This is a genomic window from Caballeronia insecticola, from assembly GCF_000402035.1.
GTDB classification, from domain to species: domain Bacteria; phylum Pseudomonadota; class Gammaproteobacteria; order Burkholderiales; family Burkholderiaceae; genus Caballeronia; species Caballeronia insecticola.
This window is the reverse complement of sequence record NC_021287.1, coordinates 294450-310824: the sequence shown is the minus strand read 5'-3', so window position 1 is coordinate 310824 and position 16375 is coordinate 294450. Positions and strand designations below refer to the sequence as shown.

Sequence of the window (16375 nt, the reverse complement as noted above, 5' to 3'; positions counted from 1 at the left end):
AAGCTCCAGTGTTCCGCGCGCCTTAGTTGCGAACCGGCTTGCCGGTCTGCAACATGCCCATGATTCGCTCTTGCGTCTTCTGCGTGCCGAGCAGTTCGACGAACGCGCGGCGTTCGAGCGCCAGCAGCCATTCCTCGTCGACGAGACTGCCCGCTTCGACATCGCCGCCGCACACCGCTTCCGCGATACGGCTCGCGATCAGAAAGTCGTGATCGCTGATGAAGCGTCCGTCGCGCATGTTGACGAGCGACGCCTTGATCGTCGAGATCGCCGAACGTCCCGCGACCGGCACCTGCGTCACGCGCAACGGCGGGCGATAACCCGTATCGCTCAATGCGCGCGCTTCCTTCTTCGCGATATCGAGCAACTCGTGCACGTTGAAGACGATCGTGTCGGTCGGCTTCAGATAGCCCATTGCGCGGGCATCGAATGCGGACGACGACACCTTCGCCATCGCCGCGTTTTCGAACGGCTTCTGCAGGAACTTGAGGAGATCGCTCGTCGCGTTGACGGCGCTCGCCGCTTCCGCCGCGCGCAACGCGGCTTCCTTCAGCCCGCCGCCAGCCGGCACGAGACCCACGCCCACTTCCACGAGGCCGATATAGCTTTCGACATGCGCCACGCGTTTCGCCGATTGCAGCAGCAACTCGCAGCCGCCGCCAAGCGCGATGCCCGACACCGCCGACACCACCGGCACGCTCGCGTACTTCACGCGCAGCATGCCTTGCTGGAACTTCTTCACGAACGGCTCGATGCCTTTCGCGCCGCCCATCATGAACGCGGGCATCGCTTCTTCGAGATTCGCGCCGGCCGAGAACGGACCGCCGGGCGCGCCGAGTTGCAGCGACGTCGGCTGCCAGATCACGACGCCGCGATAGTCCTTCTCCGCGAGTTCGATTGCTTGCGTGAGCCCGTCGATCACGCCCGGGCCGATGGTGTTGAGCTTGGTCTTGAACGAGACGATCACGATATCGCCATCGTCGCGGTCGAGCCACGCGCGCACGTTCTCGGTCTCGAACAGCGTCTTGCCGAAAGTCTTCGGATCGGCGCCCGTCTCACCTTCGAGCGGCGCGCGGAACACCTGCTTCGCGTAGACGGGCAGCGTCGAGCGCGGCACGAAGCGGCGCTCGGCCGGCGACCACGAGCCTTCGTTCGTGTGCACGCCGCTCTTTTCGGCGACGGGACCGTCGAGGACCCACGCGGGCAGCGGCGCGTTCGAGAGCGTCTTGCCTGCATCGATATCTTCCTGCACCCACTTCGCGATCTGCTGCCAGCCCGCGGCCTGCCAGCTTTCGAACGGCCCCTGATTCCAGCCGAAGCCCCAGCGGATCGCCAGATCGACATCGCGCGCGTTGTCCGCGATCGACTCAAGATGCACCGCGATGTAATGGAACACGTCGCGGAAAATCGCCCACAGGAATTGCGCCTGCTTGTTGTCGGTCTCGCGCAGCAGCTTGAAGCGCTCGGCGGCCGGACGCTTGAGAATGCGGCCGATGAGTTCGTCGGCCTTCGCGCCGCCATCGACATATTGCGCCGTCTTCGGGTCGAGCACCTTGATCGCTTTGCCTTCCTTGCGATAGAAGCCCGCGCCGGTTTTCTGGCCGAGCGCGCCCGCCTTCACCAGCGCGTCGAGCACCGGCGGCGTTTTGTAGACGGCGAAGAACGGGTCGTCCGGCAGGTTGTCCTGCATCGTCTTGATGACATGCGCCATGGTGTCGAGACCGACGACGTCCGCCGTGCGGAAGGTCGCCGACTTCGCGCGGCCGAGACGCGCGCCGGTGAGATCGTCCACTTCGTCGAAGCGCAGCCCGAACTTTTCCGCCTCCGCGATCACCGCGAGAATCGAGAACACGCCGACGCGGTTCGCGATGAAGTTCGGCGTGTCCTTCGCGCGCACGACGCCCTTGCCGATCACGCTCGTCAGGAAGGTTTCGAGTTGATCGAGAATGACGGGCGCGGTCGTAGCCGTCGGAATCAGTTCGACCAGATGCATGTAGCGCGGCGGATTGAAGAAGTGCACGCCGCAGAAGCGCGTCTTGAGTTCATCCGCGAAACCGTTCGACAACTCGGTGATCGACAGCCCCGACGTATTGCTCGCGAAGATCGCATGCGGCGCGATATGCGGCGACACTTTCTTGTAGAGATCGTGCTTCCAGTCCATGCGCTCGGCGATGGCTTCGATCACGAGATCGCATTCGGCGAGCCGGGCGATGTCGTCGTCGTAATTCGCGGGCTCGATGTAGTGCGCGTCGTCCTTCACGCCGAGCGGCGCAGGCGACAGCTTCTTCAGATTCTCGATGGCCTTCAGCGCGATGCCGTTCTTCGGGCCTTCCTTCGCGGGAAGATCGAACAGCATGACGGGCACGCGCGCGTTGATCAGATGCGCGGCGATCTGCGCGCCCATCACGCCCGCGCCGAGCACGGCGACTTTGCGAATGTTGAGGGTGCTCACGGGTAAGCCTCCGGGATTGCTACTGGATGAGAATGTGTGCGGGAACGCCGCGTCCCGTTCAGGGAAGCGCGGCGCCGTGGGCGAACGCGATCAGAACAGCGCTTCGTCGTAGTCCATCATCGGCTTCGCGCCGGCGCGCGCGGCGCGGATGGTCGCAGCCGTTTCCGGCAGGAGCCTGGCGAAATAGAAGCGCGCGGTGGCGAGCTTGGCCGTGTAGAAGGCGTCGCCCGAGTCCGCGCGATCGAGCGCGACGCGCGCCATACGCGCCCAGAAGTACGAAAACACGAGATGCCCGACGGTACGCAGATACGGCACGGCGGCCGCGCCCACTTCGTCGGGGTTCTGCATGGCCTTCATGCCGATTTCCATCGTGAGCTTCTGCACCTTCTCGCCGATATCCGCGAGCGGGTTGATGAACTCCTGCATCTCGGGCTTCACGCCTTCCTGCTCGACGAAATCCGACACCAGCTTGCCGAAGCGCTTGAGCTTCGCGCCCATGTCGCCCAGGATCTTGCGGCCGAGCAGATCGAGCGCCTGAATGGAGTTCGTGCCTTCGTAGATCATGTTGATGCGCGCATCGCGGACGTACTGCTCCATGCCCCATTCAGAGATGAAGCCGTGGCCGCCGTAGATCTGCATCGCCAGGTTGGTGCCTTCGAACGCGTTGTCCGTCAGGAATGCCTTGATGACGGGCGTGAGCAGCGCGACGAAATCGGCGGCTTCGCGGCGCGTGGCTTCATCGGCGTGCGAAAGCTCTTTGTCGATGTTGAGCGCAGCCCAGTACGTGAACGCGCGGCCCGCTTCGGCATAGGCCTTTTGCGTGAGCAGCATGCGGCGCACGTCCGGATGCACGATGATCGGGTCCGCCGCCTTTTCCGGCGCCTTCGGGCCGGTGAGCGCGCGCATCTGCAGGCGCTCCTTCGCATACACGAGCGAGTTCTGATACGCGACTTCCGTGAGCCCGAGTCCCTGCATGCCGACGCCCAGGCGTGCTGCGTTCATCATCACGAACATCGCGTTCAAGCCCTTGTTCGCCTCGCCGACGAGCCAGCCGCGCGCGCCATCGAGATTCATCACGCAGGTTGCATTACCGTGGATGCCCATCTTGTGCTCGATCGAGCCGCACTTGATGGTGTTGCGCTCGCCGACCGCGCCATTCGAGTCCGGCACGAACTTGGGCACGATGAACAGCGAAATGCCCTTGGTGCCCATCGGCGCGCCCGGCAGACGCGCCAGCACCAAATGGACGATGTTCTCGGCCATGTCGTGCTCGCCGCTCGAAATGAAGATTTTCATGCCGGTGAGCGCGAACGAGCCGTCCGGGTTCGGCTCGGCCTTCGTGCGCAGAATGCCGAGGTCCGTTCCGCAATGCGGTTCCGTGAGGCACATCGTGCCGGTCCACTCGCCCGAGACGAGTTTCGGCAGATACGTCGACTTCTGCTCCGGCGTGCCGTGCTCGTGCAGGCATTCGTAAGCGCCGTGCGACAGGCCGGGGTACATCGTCCAGGCCTGATTCGCGGAATTGAGCATTTCGTAGAGCGCGTTGTTCACGAACGCGGGCAAGCCCTGGCCGCCGAACTCGGGATCGCAGCCGAGCGCCGGCCAGCCTGCCTCGATGTACTGGCGGTACGCCTGTCGAAAACCGGCGGGCGTCTTCACCACGCCGTTGCCTTCGTACGTGCAGCCTTCGCGGTCACCGCTCTGGTTGAGCGGAAACACGACTTCCGAGCAGAACTTGCCGGCTTCCTCGAGCACTTGGTTGATGGTGTCGGCGTCGAGGTCGGCATGCTTCGGCATGCTCTTCAATTCAGCTTCGACGTTGAGCAACTCGTGCAGCACGAATTGCATGTCGCGAAGGGGGGCGGCGTACTGTCCCATGAGTCTCTCCAGTTTCTTCAGGCTTCTCGATGCGCGCCGCCGAACCACCTTCCCTCGATTCGAACAGCGTCGCTAACGACTATCGGTTGGTTGCGAAGTCAGATTCGCCGCAGCGCTTGCTTCCGGTCCCGCGCCCGGTCCGGCGTTTGCACGCGGCGTCTGATAGGAAACGATCGTTTTTTCCAGCGCGTCCCGCGTCAGTTGCACGGCTTCCGGCAGATGCAGGAAACGCGCGTCGTGATGCAGGCCGAGCGTAAAGCTGTACAGCTCGAACAGCATCAGATGCGGATCCGTCTCCGTTTTCAGATGCCCTTCGTCCTTCGACTGGCGGATCGCGCGCAACAACGCTTCGCGCCACATGCTCACGCTGTGCACGAGCTGCTCGCGCACCGCGCTCGCCGCGCGGTCGTCATACTCGACCGCACCGCTGATGTAGATACAACCCGTGGTCACTTCCTGGATGCGCTTCTCCATCCAGCGATTCATCATCGCGCGCAAGCGTGGCAGGCCGCGCGCCTCGCGCAGGCTCGGGAAGAACACTTCGTCCTCGAAGCGCCGGTGATACTCGCGCACCACTTCGACCTGCAAATCCTCGCGCGACCCGAAATGCGCAAACACACCGCTTTTGCTCATCTGCATCCGCTCGGCCAACAGGCCGATCGTCAGCCCTTCCAGCCCGTCCCGACTCGCCAGCTCCAGCGCTGCGTCGAGAATCGCGGCTCGCGTCTGTTCGCCTTTTCGCATGATGTGCCTACCGTTCTTATGTGAACCCGTAAAATCGAACGGCCGTTCTATTATTGTGGCCGAACGCTGATGAAACAAGCAAATTTTTAGATACGCGTTTCTAAAACGATTGGGTGTCTATAGGATAAATCTCAACATTGCCCGAGGCCATTGTCGCGTTTTATGTACGGACTGCCTGTAAGTGGCTGCCCGGATTCCCCACTTGGTGGGAAAGACCGCGCCAAAATTGCCACCGGCCGCATTTTTGCGTCGTCACCCTGAAATGGCCGCTAATCGTACTTGCCGATAGTGATGGTTTTCATCATCAGACGATAGGTGTTGTACGCAAGCCAGCTCAGCGCCCGCTCCGTAATGGGCCGCGACGCGTAATGTTTTTCGTCGATGGGGCGGCCTTCGTCGAACGCCTGGAGGATGGCGTCGTGCAGCCCGGCAATTTCGGGATGATTGACGAGCACCATATTGGCCTCGTTGTTGAGCACGAGCGAGAGCGCATCGAGATTCGACGAACCGATGGTCGCCCAATCCGCGTCCACGACCGCGACCTTGCCGTGGAGCATGGTCTTTTCGTATTCGGCGATGCGCACGCCGTGTTTGAGCAGATTGCCGTAGAGGAACGGCGTCGCGTAATCGAGCGCCACGAACTCCTTGCGCCCGATCACGAGCGACACGCGCACGCCGCGCTGCGCCGCTTGCTGAAGCGCGCGCCGCAGACGGCGCCCCGGCATGAAGTAAGGATTGGCGAGCAGCACTTCGCGCTCGGCATGCGCAATGGCCCGCAGATACGCCTTTTCGATCGCGCGACGGTTGAGCAGGTTGTCGCGCGCGACGAACGCGACGCACGGCCGATCGACCGCATGGATTTCGCCGAGCCGCGCCCGCCTGCGTGCGAGCATCGCGCGGCGCGCGCGCAAGCGATGCGCCGGCGACTCGTCCGCGTTCGATGATGCTGGCGGCGCGTCGCAACTCGGCTGCGCCGGCTGACGCGGCTTCACGCCGAGACGAATGCGCTGCCATTGGAGATCGAACGCCTCGCGCACATCCTTGACGACGGGCCCGTGCGCTTCCATCGCGAAATCCCAGCGCGGCCGTTCGAGCTGCGTGCCGTTCTGGTCGTAATCGTCGACGATATTGATGCCGCCGCAAAACGCGTAGGTTTCGTCGATCAGCGCGAGCTTGCGATGCGTGCGCGACCAGCCCTGCGGCCCGAACAGCAGATGCGGGTTGTAGATCCGATGATCGACGCCGCGTTCCTGCCACAGCTTGAACATCGGCAGATTGCTCTCCGTGCCGATGCCGTCCGTGATCACGCGCACCTTGACGCCGCGTTCGGCCGCGCGAATGAGCGCATCGGACACGGCGCGGCCGATGTCGTCGTTGGCGAAGATATAGGTTTCCAGCGACACCGAATGCCGCGCCTGGTCGACGCGCTCGATCAAGGCGGGAAAGAACTGCACGCCGCCCTTGAAGATGCGCACATGATTGCCCGCGGTGAAGCAAAAGCGCGGCGGGCGGCGCCCGGAAAACAGCGCCTGACGCAGCCGCTTGAAACTGCGCCCCGGGCGCATACCGATCACCGGCTGTGCGCCGCGAGGCGCTCGGGCAGTTGCAGAATGGCTTCCCGGTTCGACCACGAGAAACACTTGTCGGCGGCTTCGCGAAGCGGCAGCCAGAGATGCGCGGTGTGCTCGCGCGGCGCGAGCGTCACTTCGAGACAATGCGGCACGAGCAGGCTGAACTGATGCTCGGTGTTGCGCACGACGCCCGGCGCATAGCGATGCCGCCACTGCGGATAGATTTCGTACTGGATGCTGTGATGCCAGTCGAGCAGCGCGCGCTCCGGCACGAGGCCGCCGCCGATCACAATACCGGTTTCCTCCAGCACCTCGCGCGCGGCGGTCTCGATGAGCGGCTCGTCGGCACGGTCCTTCGAGCCCGTCACCGACTGCCAGAAACCTTTGTGATCCGCACGTTCGATGACGAGCACATCGAGCTCGGGCGTATGAATGACGACCAGGACGGATTCGGGGATCTTCGGCGGCTTGAGCATGACGTTTTGAACGTGCGTTTCTTTATCTGTCGATTGCCTGAAGACTGTAACGCAAAAAGCGAAAAAGGCGCACTCGGCGCCTTTTTCATCACAACGACAACTTGACCTGCTTCGAAGGCTGTTTTAGTGCGCCTTCTGCTCCGGCTGACGCAGACGGATATGCAGCTCGCGCAACTGGCGCTCGTCCACTTCGCTCGGCGCCTGCGTGAGCAGATCCTGCGCGCGCTGCGTCTTCGGGAAGGCGATCACGTCGCGGATCGAATCGGCGCCGGACATCAGCGTGACGATGCGGTCCAGACCGAACGCGATACCACCGTGCGGCGGCGCGCCGTACTGCAACGCGTCCAGCAGGAAGCCGAACTTGAGACGCGCTTCTTCGGCACCGATCTTGAGCGCGCGGAACACCTTGCTCTGCACGTCTTCCTGGAAGATACGCACCGAACCGCCGCCGATCTCCCAGCCGTTCAGCACCATGTCGTACGCCTTCGCGAGGCAGCGGCCCGGATCGGTTTCGAGGTATTCGAGGTGCTCGTCCTTCGGGCTCGTGAACGGATGGTGCGCGGCCACGTGGCGGTTTTCTTCCTCGTCGTACTCGAACATCGGGAAGTCGATAACCCACAGCGGCTTCCAGCCGGTTTCGAGCAGACCCGTGGACTTGCCGAATTCCGAATGGCCGATCTTCAGACGCAGCGCGCCCAGGCTGTCGTTCACGACCTTCGCGCGGTCGGCCGCGAAGAAAATGATGTCGCCGTCTTGTGCGCCGGTGCGCTCCATGATCGCCGCGAGCGCCGCGTCATGCAGGTTCTTGACGATCGGGCTTTGCAGGCCGTCGCGGCCGCGCGTCTTGTCGTTGATCTTGATCCACGCGAGACCCTTCGCACCGTAGATGCGCACGAATTCCGTGTAACCGTCGATATCGCCGCGCGACAGCTCGCCGCCCTTCGGCACGCGCAGGGCAGCCACGCGGCCGTCCTTCGAGTTGGCCGGCATGCTGAACACCTTGAAGTCGACGTCCTTCACGGCGTCCGTCAGGTCGGCGAATTCGAGCTTCACGCGCAGGTCGGGCTTGTCGGAGCCGAAACGGCGCATGGCTTCCGAATACAGCATGACCGGGAATTTCTCGGGCAGCGCGACGTCCATCGTCTCCTTGAAGACGTGGCGGATCATGTTTTCGAACAGATCGCGAATTTCCTGTTCGTTGAGGAACGAGGTTTCGCAGTCGATCTGCGTGAATTCCGGCTGGCGGTCAGCGCGCAGGTCTTCGTCGCGGAAGCACTTGGTGATCTGGTAGTAACGGTCGAAGTTCGCGACCATCAGCAGCTGCTTGAACAACTGCGGCGATTGCGGCAGCGCGAAGAATTGCCCCGCGTTCACGCGCGACGGCACGAGGTAATCGCGCGCGCCTTCGGGCGTGCTCTTGGTCAGCATCGGCGTTTCGATGTCGATGAAACCTTGCGCGTCGAGATACTTGCGCACTTCCATCGCCACGCGATAGCGCAGGCGCAGGTTCTTCTGCATCTGCGGGCGGCGCAGGTCGAGCACGCGATGCGTGAGGCGCGTGGTTTCCGACAGGTTGTCGTCGTCGAGCTGGAACGGCGGCGTAACCGACGCGTTCAACACGTTCAGTTCATGGCACAACACTTCGATCTTGCCGCTCGTCAGATTGGCGTTGACGGTGCCTTCGGGACGATTGCGCACGACGCCCTTCACCTGCACGCAGAACTCGTTGCGCACGCCTTCGGCCACCTTGAACATTTCGGCGCGGTCCGGGTCGCAGACGACCTGAACGAGCCCTTCGCGATCGCGCAGGTCGACGAAGATAACGCCGCCATGATCGCGGCGGCGCTGCACCCAGCCGCACAGCGAGACGGTTTGACCCAGTTGGGCCTCGGTCACCAGACCGCAGTATTCAGATCGCATCGACATGATGTTTGTGTCTTTCGTTGTTCGTTAATCAACGGCTCGCGCTTCCGGGTCACGCTCTTTCGGCGGCTGACTCGCGGCGTGCGCGCGCCGGCATTACATCGGCGGCTCGATGGGGCGGCGGGCAGGCGCGACCGGGGCCGGCGCGCTCGGTGCAGGGGCCACCACGCCCATCGAGACGATGTACTTCAGTGCGGCGTCGACGGTCATGTCCAGTTCGACGACTTCGCTTTTCGGCATCATCAGGAAGAAGCCGGACGTCGGATTCGGCGTTGTCGGCACGTAAACGCTTACGTGGTCTTCGTCCAGATGATTCAATACGTCGCCGCCCGGAATGCCCGTCAGAAAGCCGATGGTGTACGAGCCTTTGCGCGGATATTCGATGAGCAGCGCCTTGCGGAACGCATTCCCGCTCGACGACAGCAGCGTGTCCGACACCTGCTTCACGCTCGTGTAGAGCGGACCGACCACCGGAATGTGGCGCAGCACGGCGTCCCACCATCCGACGAGTTTCTGTCCGACGAAATTCTGCGTAAGCAGGCCGACGATGAAAATGAACGCCAGCGTCAGCACCGCGCCCACGCCCGGCAGATGGAAGCCGACGACCCGCTCGGGCTGCCACGACTGCGGCAGGAGAAGCAGCGTCTGGTCCATGGTCCCGATGACGAGGCCCAGCACCCACAACGTGATGGCGAGCGGCACCAGCACCAACAGGCCGGTGAGGAACACGGATTTCAGCGTAGTCTTTTTCGTCGTCATTTACACGGGGTGAAGGCTGCGCCGGGGCCCGATTTCAGTCGAGCTCCGGCTTGGCAGGCGAGCGCGCTCAGGCGCGTTCGGCGAGGTCATCGGCATGGCGTGCGGCCGGACGGACCGGCCAGCGGGCTTGCTCTGCGCTGTTGTGCGTTGCTTTGCGTTTCACGCCGCGGTTTCAGGCCGCGCCCGAAGAGGCGGCGGGGCCGGACGACGCGGACGAGCCCGACGAACCGGCGGCAGGCTTGGCGGCATCCGTGGATGACGTGCTCGCCGGCGTGGCGCTTTCACCCGACTTCGCACCGGCCGAGGCGTCTTCCGTTTTCGATGCCGACGCGTTCGATGCGTCCGAGCCTTCGTTCGGGGCGCTCTTGCCGCTGCCCGCGCCGCTATTCCCGCCGCGGAAATCGGTGACATACCAGCCCGATCCCTTCAGCTGGAAACCGGCGGCGGTCACTTGCTTCGAAAACGTGTCCTTCCCGCAGGCAGGACATTGCGTGAGCGGCGCATCGCTCAGTTTGCGGAGCACATCTTTTTCGTGGCCGCAGTTTGCGCAGCGGTACGCGTAAATCGGCATGGAGCTCTTCCTACAATGATCTTTCGACGCTTGCAAAGCCTTGAATTATAGCCGCAAACCATTTTCGACCCGCGATTTTCCGGACTGGCCGCGTTAGTCGACCCGCCTTATATTTCGGGGCGGCAGCGGCGAATTTCAAGCCGCCGCGCCGATGCGCCGCCAGGTCATCCAGCGCTCGCGGCCGGCGAACACGGGAATCGAGCCGCTCACCGCGCGCTCGTCGACCAGTTCGAAGTGCGGCGTCAGAAGCGCGTCCAGTTCGTCACGCTCGATGCCGAACGGCGGCCCTTTCGGCGTCGCGCCGAGGAAAAAGAAGCCCGCGAGCTGCGCGCCGGGCCGGAGCAGCGCGGCCATCCGTTCGGCGTAGTCCTGCCAGCGCGTCTTGGGCAACGCGCATAGAAACGCGCGTTCGTAGATCCAGTCGGGCGCGAACGGCGGCTCGAAAGCGAAAAAATCCGCCTGTTCGACGACGCCCGCGTGCACGCCGAGTTGCACCCTCGCCGCCTCGACGGCAGCCGGCGAAAAGTCGATTGCCCGCACGGGCCAGCCGCGTACGGCCAGATACAGCGCTTCGTACGCGCTGCCGCAGCCGGGAATCAACACGTTCTGCGCGGCGCGAGACGCGACAAATGCCTCGAACGCCTCCGGCACGCCGGATTGATCCCACGGCATGAAACGTTGATCGAAGCGCTCGTCCCAGAATCCGGGGGAATTCGGGTCGCGATTCTCGAAGCTCGGGTCGCTCATGACAGGTGCTCCACGCTCATGATTCGATGCTCACAGGTTGCCGAGCCAGAATTGCGCGATCACGACGCCCGCTCCGGCCACCGCGATCAGCCCGACGGCCAGCAGCGTGATCAGCAGACGATTGGTGCGCCTTTGCTCGGCGAGCAACTGGCGCATGGTTTCGTCGTTGCCGGCGCGCGGCACATCATGCTGCTCGGCCAGTAAATGGTGAATCAGACGCGGCAACTGCGGAATGGTCTTGCTCCACTGCGGCGCTTCCATCTGCAGACGCTCGTACCAGCCGCGCCAGCCGATCTGTTCGTTCATCCAGCGTTCGAGATACGGCTTCGCCGTTTTCCACAGATCGAGTTCCGGGTCGAGCGAGCGTCCGAGGCCTTCCACGTTGAGCATCGTTTTCTGCAGCAGCACGAGTTGCGGCTGAATCTCGACGTTGAAGCGCCGCGACGTCGAGAACAGGCGCATCAGCACTTGCCCGAGCGAAATATCCTTCAGCGCGCGATCGAAATACGGCTCGCACACGGCGCGAATCGCGCTTTCCAGTTCCTCGACGCGCGTGTTCGGCGGCACCCAGCCGGACTCCAGATGCAGCGTCGCGACACGGTGATAGTCGCGCTTAAAGAACGCGAGAAAATTCTGCGCGAGGTAGTTTTTGTCGAAGTCCGACAGCGCCCCGACGATGCCGAAATCCAGCGCGATATAGCGCCCGAACGTCGCCGGATCGAGGCTCACCTGAATATTGCCGGGGTGCATGTCGGCGTGAAAGAAGCCGTCGCGGAACACTTGCGTGAAGAAAATCTCGACGCCTTCGCGCGCCAGCTTCGGAATGTCGACGCCTGCGGCGCGCAGCGTTTCGACCTGGCTGATCGGCACGCCGACCATGCGCTCCATGACGAGGACGCTCGCCGCCGACATGTCCCAATACATCTCGGGCACGAGCAGCAGATCGAGCCCCTGAAAATTGCGCCGCAGCTGGCTGCCGTTGGCGGCCTCGCGCATGAGATCGAGTTCGTCGTGCAGATATTTGTCGAATTCCGCGACCACTTCGCGCGGCTTCAGGCGCCGGCCGTCGGCCCACAGGCGCTCCGCCCAGATCGCGATGTCGCGCAACAGCGCCAGATCCGAATCGATCACCGGCAGCATGCCCGGGCGCAGCACCTTCACCGCGACGGCCTTGCCCGCGTGCTCGCCGGTCTTGATCTTGGCGAAGTGCACCTGCGCGATCGACGCGCTCGCCACCGGCACGCGCTCGAAATCGTCGAACAGAACGTCGATCGGCGCGCCGAGCGACTTCTCGATGATCGCGACCGCCACTGTCGAATCGAACGGCGGCACGCGATCCTGGAGCTTCGCGAGCTCGTCGGCGATATCGACGGGCAAAAGATCGCGCCGCGTCGACAGCACCTGGCCGAATTTCACGAAGATCGGGCCGAGGCTTTCCAGCGCGAGCCGCAGGCGGATGCCGCGTTCGACGTCGAAGCGACGGCCGAATGTGGTGATACGCATGAGCCAGCGCACGCGGCGATCGTCGATGCCGCTCATCACGAGTTCGTCGAGCCCGAAGCGGACGATCGTGAAGAATATTTTGAGGAAACGCAGAAAACGCATGTCGGATTCGCTTCAGCTCGTTATTCGCGCGAGTCGCGCACGGACTCGCTACCGGTTCGCGCTGAGGCACCGCGAGCCGGCTGTCGTTGTTCGCCGGATTGTTGGCTGGATAAATCGCTTCGCTGTTCGATTCTTTCGATACGCTTCTCGACGCGCGCCAGCGCATCGCGCGTCTTCGAAAGCTCGGCGTTGAACGCCTCGAGCGCGCTCTTGCGCACGAGTTGCGGCCGTTCGTCGAGAAAAAATTCGGTGAACGTGTCCAGCAGATTGCGGCCTGTGCGTTGTGCCTGCTCGTGCACCGAGCGCGCGATCACGCCCAGCCGATGCGCGGGCGCGTCGCCGATCACGCGGGCCAGGTCTTCCTCGGCATCCCAGCGCAGATGTTCGGCCAGCTTGGCGAGCGTCGTGGCGAATTCCGCGTCGCCTTCAATGCGCACGTGCTTCATCACCGCCGCCTGACCGCCCTGCATGAACGCGGGCAGCGCGTCCAGCGGAACGGCGATCGTGACGTCGAAGCGGGCGGCGTCTGCTTCCGTGGTCGCGGCGAAAAGGCCGTCGGGTTGCACCACGAGCGCGATCGACACCGGTGTGCACGTCAGTTTCACGCGCCGGGCGGCATAGGGCTTCAGACGTTCGAGCGCCCACGGCTCGCGCACGAGCAGATGATTCACGGCGGCCGCGAACGCACCGGACGCGGTCTTCAAGGCGGGGTTTGCTGCGGGACGGGCGAATTCGTCTGCGTTCGTCATCGGCTATGAGATAAAAAACCCGCGCAAGCGAGGGCTCGCGCGGGTTTCTATTCTACCGCCGCAACCGGTTGTCACACCGCCGGTTGCCGGCGTTGGCCATTCGGCTAAGGTCGGAGTGTGTCAGCGCGAGGCGGCATGACGCCGCCGCGCGCGACCTTATTAACTAACCTGCTGAATGCCGGCCAGCAGCCAGCCTTCGTTGCCGGTCTTCTGCTTCGACAGGTTCCACACCTCGACGAACGGCTCCGCCGCCGCGCCTTCCGACTCGCGAATCAGGCCGTGGAAGCGCACGCTCGCGAGATATTCGTTCGCGCGGTCCTCGACGCCCAGGACGTCGGCGTTGAGTTGCACCACGTCCGTACGATTCGGCGCGCTGCCGCGTGCGTCGACGTCGAGTTTTACTTCGGCGAACATTTCGGGCGTCGTGAACTCGCGGATGTCGTTGACGTTGCCGCGGTCCCACGCGTCCTGCAGACGCACGAAGTAAACCTTCGCGTTACGCACGAACGCCTCGGTGTCGAACCCCGCGGGCACGTTCGCCTGAACGGCCTGCTGCGGCGCCGATTCGATATACGTCGCGCCCAGACCGCCCGGCTGCTGCGGCACTTGCGGCGGGTCCTGGTTCAGACTGGTGCGGGCGGTCGCGCCGTACGGCGAGCCGGAAGCCGAAGCCGCGCCGGCGTATGCGGGCGTGTTGTTGCCCTGACTTGCCTGACGTTTGCGCATGATGAAGCGGAACAGCATGACGGCCGCCAGCACGATCAACGCGATCATGATCATGTTGGCCATTGCGCCAGCGAACGCTTCACCCAGCCCGAAGTGCGACAGCAACGCCGCGATGCCCAGGCCCGCCGCGAGACCGGCGATCGGTCCGAGCCAGCGGTTGCGCGCGGGTTGCGCCGCGGCTGCGGGCGTTCCGGGCGCGGGTTGCGCGCGTTGCGCCTGAGCGGCCTGACCCTGCTGCATCGATTGCGACTGCGACGGCGGCGTCGCCTGATGCTGCTGCGTGGCCGTGGCTGACTGCCGGCCCATGCTGCGGCCGCCGCCCATGCGCTTGGCTTCCGCGCTTTCTGCGAAGATCGCGCCGGCCGCAATAACGCCAGCCAGCGCCAAGATTCCGGCCTTCCTGAAGAAGAGGTTCAGGAAACCCCGGGATTGGGGTATGCGCGAATCGGACATGTCGAATCCTTTAAGAGTGGAACACTAAAATTTGGTCCCGACGTGTAACGCTACCACGCCACCTGACAAATTGTAATATTCGACTCGATCCAGGCCCGCTTGTTCCATCATCGTTTTTAAAGTTTCCTGGTCCGGGTGCATGCGGATGGATTCGGCAAGGTATCGATAGCTATCCGCATCTTTGGCCACTTTATCGCCAAGCCACGGCAAAATCTTGAAACTGTAGATATCGTACGGCTTCTTCAGCGGTTCCCACACTTTCGAGAACTCCAGCACAAGCAATTTACCGCCCGGCTTGAGCACGCGCGTCATTTCCGCCAGCGCACGATCCTTGTGCGTCATATTACGCAAACCGAAAGCAACCGTAACGATATTGAAATAATTGTCCGAGAACGGGATCTTCTCGGCGTCGCACAGCAGCGCAGGCGTCAGCACGCCCTTGTCGATGAGACGATCACGCCCGACGCGCAGCATCGATTCGTTGATGTCCGTGTGCCAGACTTCGCCGGTTTCGCCCGCCTGCTTGGCGAACGCCATCGCGAGATCGCCCGTGCCGCCGGCCAGATCCAGCACTTTGTAGCCTGGCCGCACCTTGGCCTGCCCGATCGTGAAGTGCTTCCAGATCCGATGCAGTCCGCCGGACATCAGGTCGTTCATCAAGTCGTAGTTGCTCGCGACGGAGTGGAATACGCCCGCCACTTTCTTCGCCTTGTCCTGCTCCTCGACCGTTTCGTATCCGAAGTGGGTCTTGCTCATCGCGCTCTTTCCTCGCCTGTTGTTCGTTATGTACTGCGCAATTGCCGCGCCGGCCGTGCGGCGTTATGCCGCATCGATCGCGTCCGGTGGCTTTAGTGGCAATGCCCGCCGCCGGAAGGCTTGACGGACATCGGTGTGTCGCGGTCGACGCCCGCCGCGGCCAGCCGCGCCAGATAGTCCTGCCAGCGTTCATCCTGACGCGTGGCCAGATCGTAGAGGATGTCCCACGAATAGATGCCCGTATTGTGGCCGTCCGAAAAATTCAGTTGAAGCGCGTAATGCCCGACCGGATCGACGCCGATGATCGATACATCGCGCTTGCCGGTTTGCAGCGTTTCCTGCCCCGGCCCGTGGCCCTGCACTTCTGCCGACGGCGAACAGACGCGCAGCAGTTCGAACGGCACGCGATAGGACGCATCCGCGTATTGCAGTTCGAGCACGCGGGATTTCGAATGCACGACGACGCCGGTGGGAATCGGCGTCGTGGAAGTGAGTCCGCTCATGATGTCGTTTTATTGATGGCCGAACGCCTGGTTCAGCTCGTGGCGCAATGGTTCGCGCAAGAGCGTGGCTTGCGCGCGGCGTTTTGAAAGTTGCGACTCGGACACCGTGCGCTGGCGCGGCGCCCAAATCGGCAGAGGGAAGCGAGAATCGTTGGAAAAGCGTGGAATGACGTGCCAGTGCACATGCGGCACCTGATTGCCGAGACTCGCGAGGTTGATCTTCTCGGGCACGAGAACGCGCCGCATCACGCGCTCGACGCCGTTGACGGCGGTCATCAGGCGCGCGCGATCACCGTCCGAAAGATCGGACATTTCAGCGACATGCGCGCTCCAGATCACGCGGCACAGGCCCGGCCAGTCGGGCTCGTCGGCGAGGATGACGCGCAACGCGTCGTCCGACCACAGCACCTCGCCGCCGTCTTCACGGCAAAACACACACTCCATCTCGAACCTCTAGCGAAT

The 16375-nt window shown here is 63.3% G+C and carries 15 protein-coding genes; all 15 read right to left on the bottom strand.

All coding sequences use genetic code 11. The annotated features are described in order from the left end of the window. Positions 1–22: 22 nt before the first annotated feature. Positions 23–2452: a 3-hydroxyacyl-CoA dehydrogenase/enoyl-CoA hydratase family protein gene (locus tag BRPE64_RS01470; RefSeq protein ID WP_016344227.1), complete on the bottom strand. Its 2430-nt coding sequence runs from the start codon at positions 2450–2452 to the stop codon at positions 23–25. Between the two features lie 90 nt (positions 2453–2542). Then, complete coding sequence (locus BRPE64_RS01465) at positions 2543–4330, bottom strand: acyl-CoA dehydrogenase C-terminal domain-containing protein (protein ID WP_044041093.1); 1788 nt, start codon at positions 4328–4330, stop codon at positions 2543–2545. 72 nt (positions 4331–4402) lie between these two features. Further along, a complete protein-coding gene (locus BRPE64_RS01460) occupies positions 4403–5074 on the bottom strand; it encodes a TetR/AcrR family transcriptional regulator (protein ID WP_016344225.1) in 672 nt (223 codons plus the stop codon). Between the two features lie 269 nt (positions 5075–5343). Next, on the bottom strand, positions 5344–6639 hold the full coding sequence (locus tag BRPE64_RS01455; protein ID WP_044041087.1) for a phospholipase D-like domain-containing protein: 1296 nt from the start codon (positions 6637–6639) through the stop codon (positions 5344–5346). A gap of 5 nt (positions 6640–6644) precedes the next feature. Continuing rightward, positions 6645–7121 carry a dihydroneopterin triphosphate diphosphatase gene (nudB, locus tag BRPE64_RS01450; RefSeq protein ID WP_016344223.1) on the bottom strand — a complete coding sequence of 159 codons (477 nt, stop codon included), beginning with the start codon at positions 7119–7121 and terminating at the stop codon, positions 6645–6647. A gap of 123 nt (positions 7122–7244) precedes the next feature. Beyond that, on the bottom strand, positions 7245–9047 hold the full coding sequence (aspS, locus tag BRPE64_RS01445) for an aspartate--tRNA ligase (RefSeq protein ID WP_044041086.1): 1803 nt from the start codon (positions 9045–9047) through the stop codon (positions 7245–7247). A 93-nt stretch (positions 9048–9140) separates the two neighbouring features. Next, a complete protein-coding gene (locus BRPE64_RS01440) occupies positions 9141–9803 on the bottom strand; it encodes a DUF502 domain-containing protein (RefSeq protein ID WP_016344221.1) in 663 nt (220 codons plus the stop codon). 172 nt (positions 9804–9975) lie between these two features. Continuing rightward, positions 9976–10374: an FmdB family zinc ribbon protein gene (locus BRPE64_RS01435; protein WP_016344220.1), complete on the bottom strand. Its 399-nt coding sequence runs from the start codon at positions 10372–10374 to the stop codon at positions 9976–9978. 135 nt (positions 10375–10509) lie between these two features. Further along, complete coding sequence (locus tag BRPE64_RS01430) at positions 10510–11121, bottom strand: methyltransferase domain-containing protein (RefSeq protein WP_016344219.1); 612 nt, start codon at positions 11119–11121, stop codon at positions 10510–10512. A 30-nt stretch (positions 11122–11151) separates the two neighbouring features. Further along, positions 11152–12726, bottom strand: coding sequence for a ubiquinone biosynthesis regulatory protein kinase UbiB (gene ubiB, locus BRPE64_RS01425; protein WP_016344218.1), 1575 nt, complete (start codon positions 12724–12726; stop codon positions 11152–11154). 20 nt (positions 12727–12746) lie between these two features. Continuing rightward, positions 12747–13430, bottom strand: coding sequence for a ubiquinone biosynthesis accessory factor UbiJ (locus BRPE64_RS01420; protein WP_044041084.1), 684 nt, complete (start codon positions 13428–13430; stop codon positions 12747–12749). A 204-nt stretch (positions 13431–13634) separates the two neighbouring features. Beyond that, positions 13635–14654, bottom strand: coding sequence for a Tim44 domain-containing protein (locus BRPE64_RS01415; protein ID WP_051180270.1), 1020 nt, complete (start codon positions 14652–14654; stop codon positions 13635–13637). Between the two features lie 24 nt (positions 14655–14678). After that, positions 14679–15410, bottom strand: coding sequence for a bifunctional demethylmenaquinone methyltransferase/2-methoxy-6-polyprenyl-1,4-benzoquinol methylase UbiE (ubiE, locus tag BRPE64_RS01410; RefSeq protein WP_016344215.1), 732 nt, complete (start codon positions 15408–15410; stop codon positions 14679–14681). A gap of 92 nt (positions 15411–15502) precedes the next feature. Continuing rightward, positions 15503–15913: a gamma-butyrobetaine hydroxylase-like domain-containing protein gene (locus BRPE64_RS01405; RefSeq protein ID WP_016344214.1), complete on the bottom strand. Its 411-nt coding sequence runs from the start codon at positions 15911–15913 to the stop codon at positions 15503–15505. Between the two features lie 9 nt (positions 15914–15922). Continuing rightward, positions 15923–16357, bottom strand: a complete 435-nt coding sequence (locus BRPE64_RS01400) for an HIT family protein (RefSeq protein WP_044041082.1) — start codon at positions 16355–16357, stop codon at positions 15923–15925. Positions 16358–16375 lie beyond the last annotated feature (18 nt).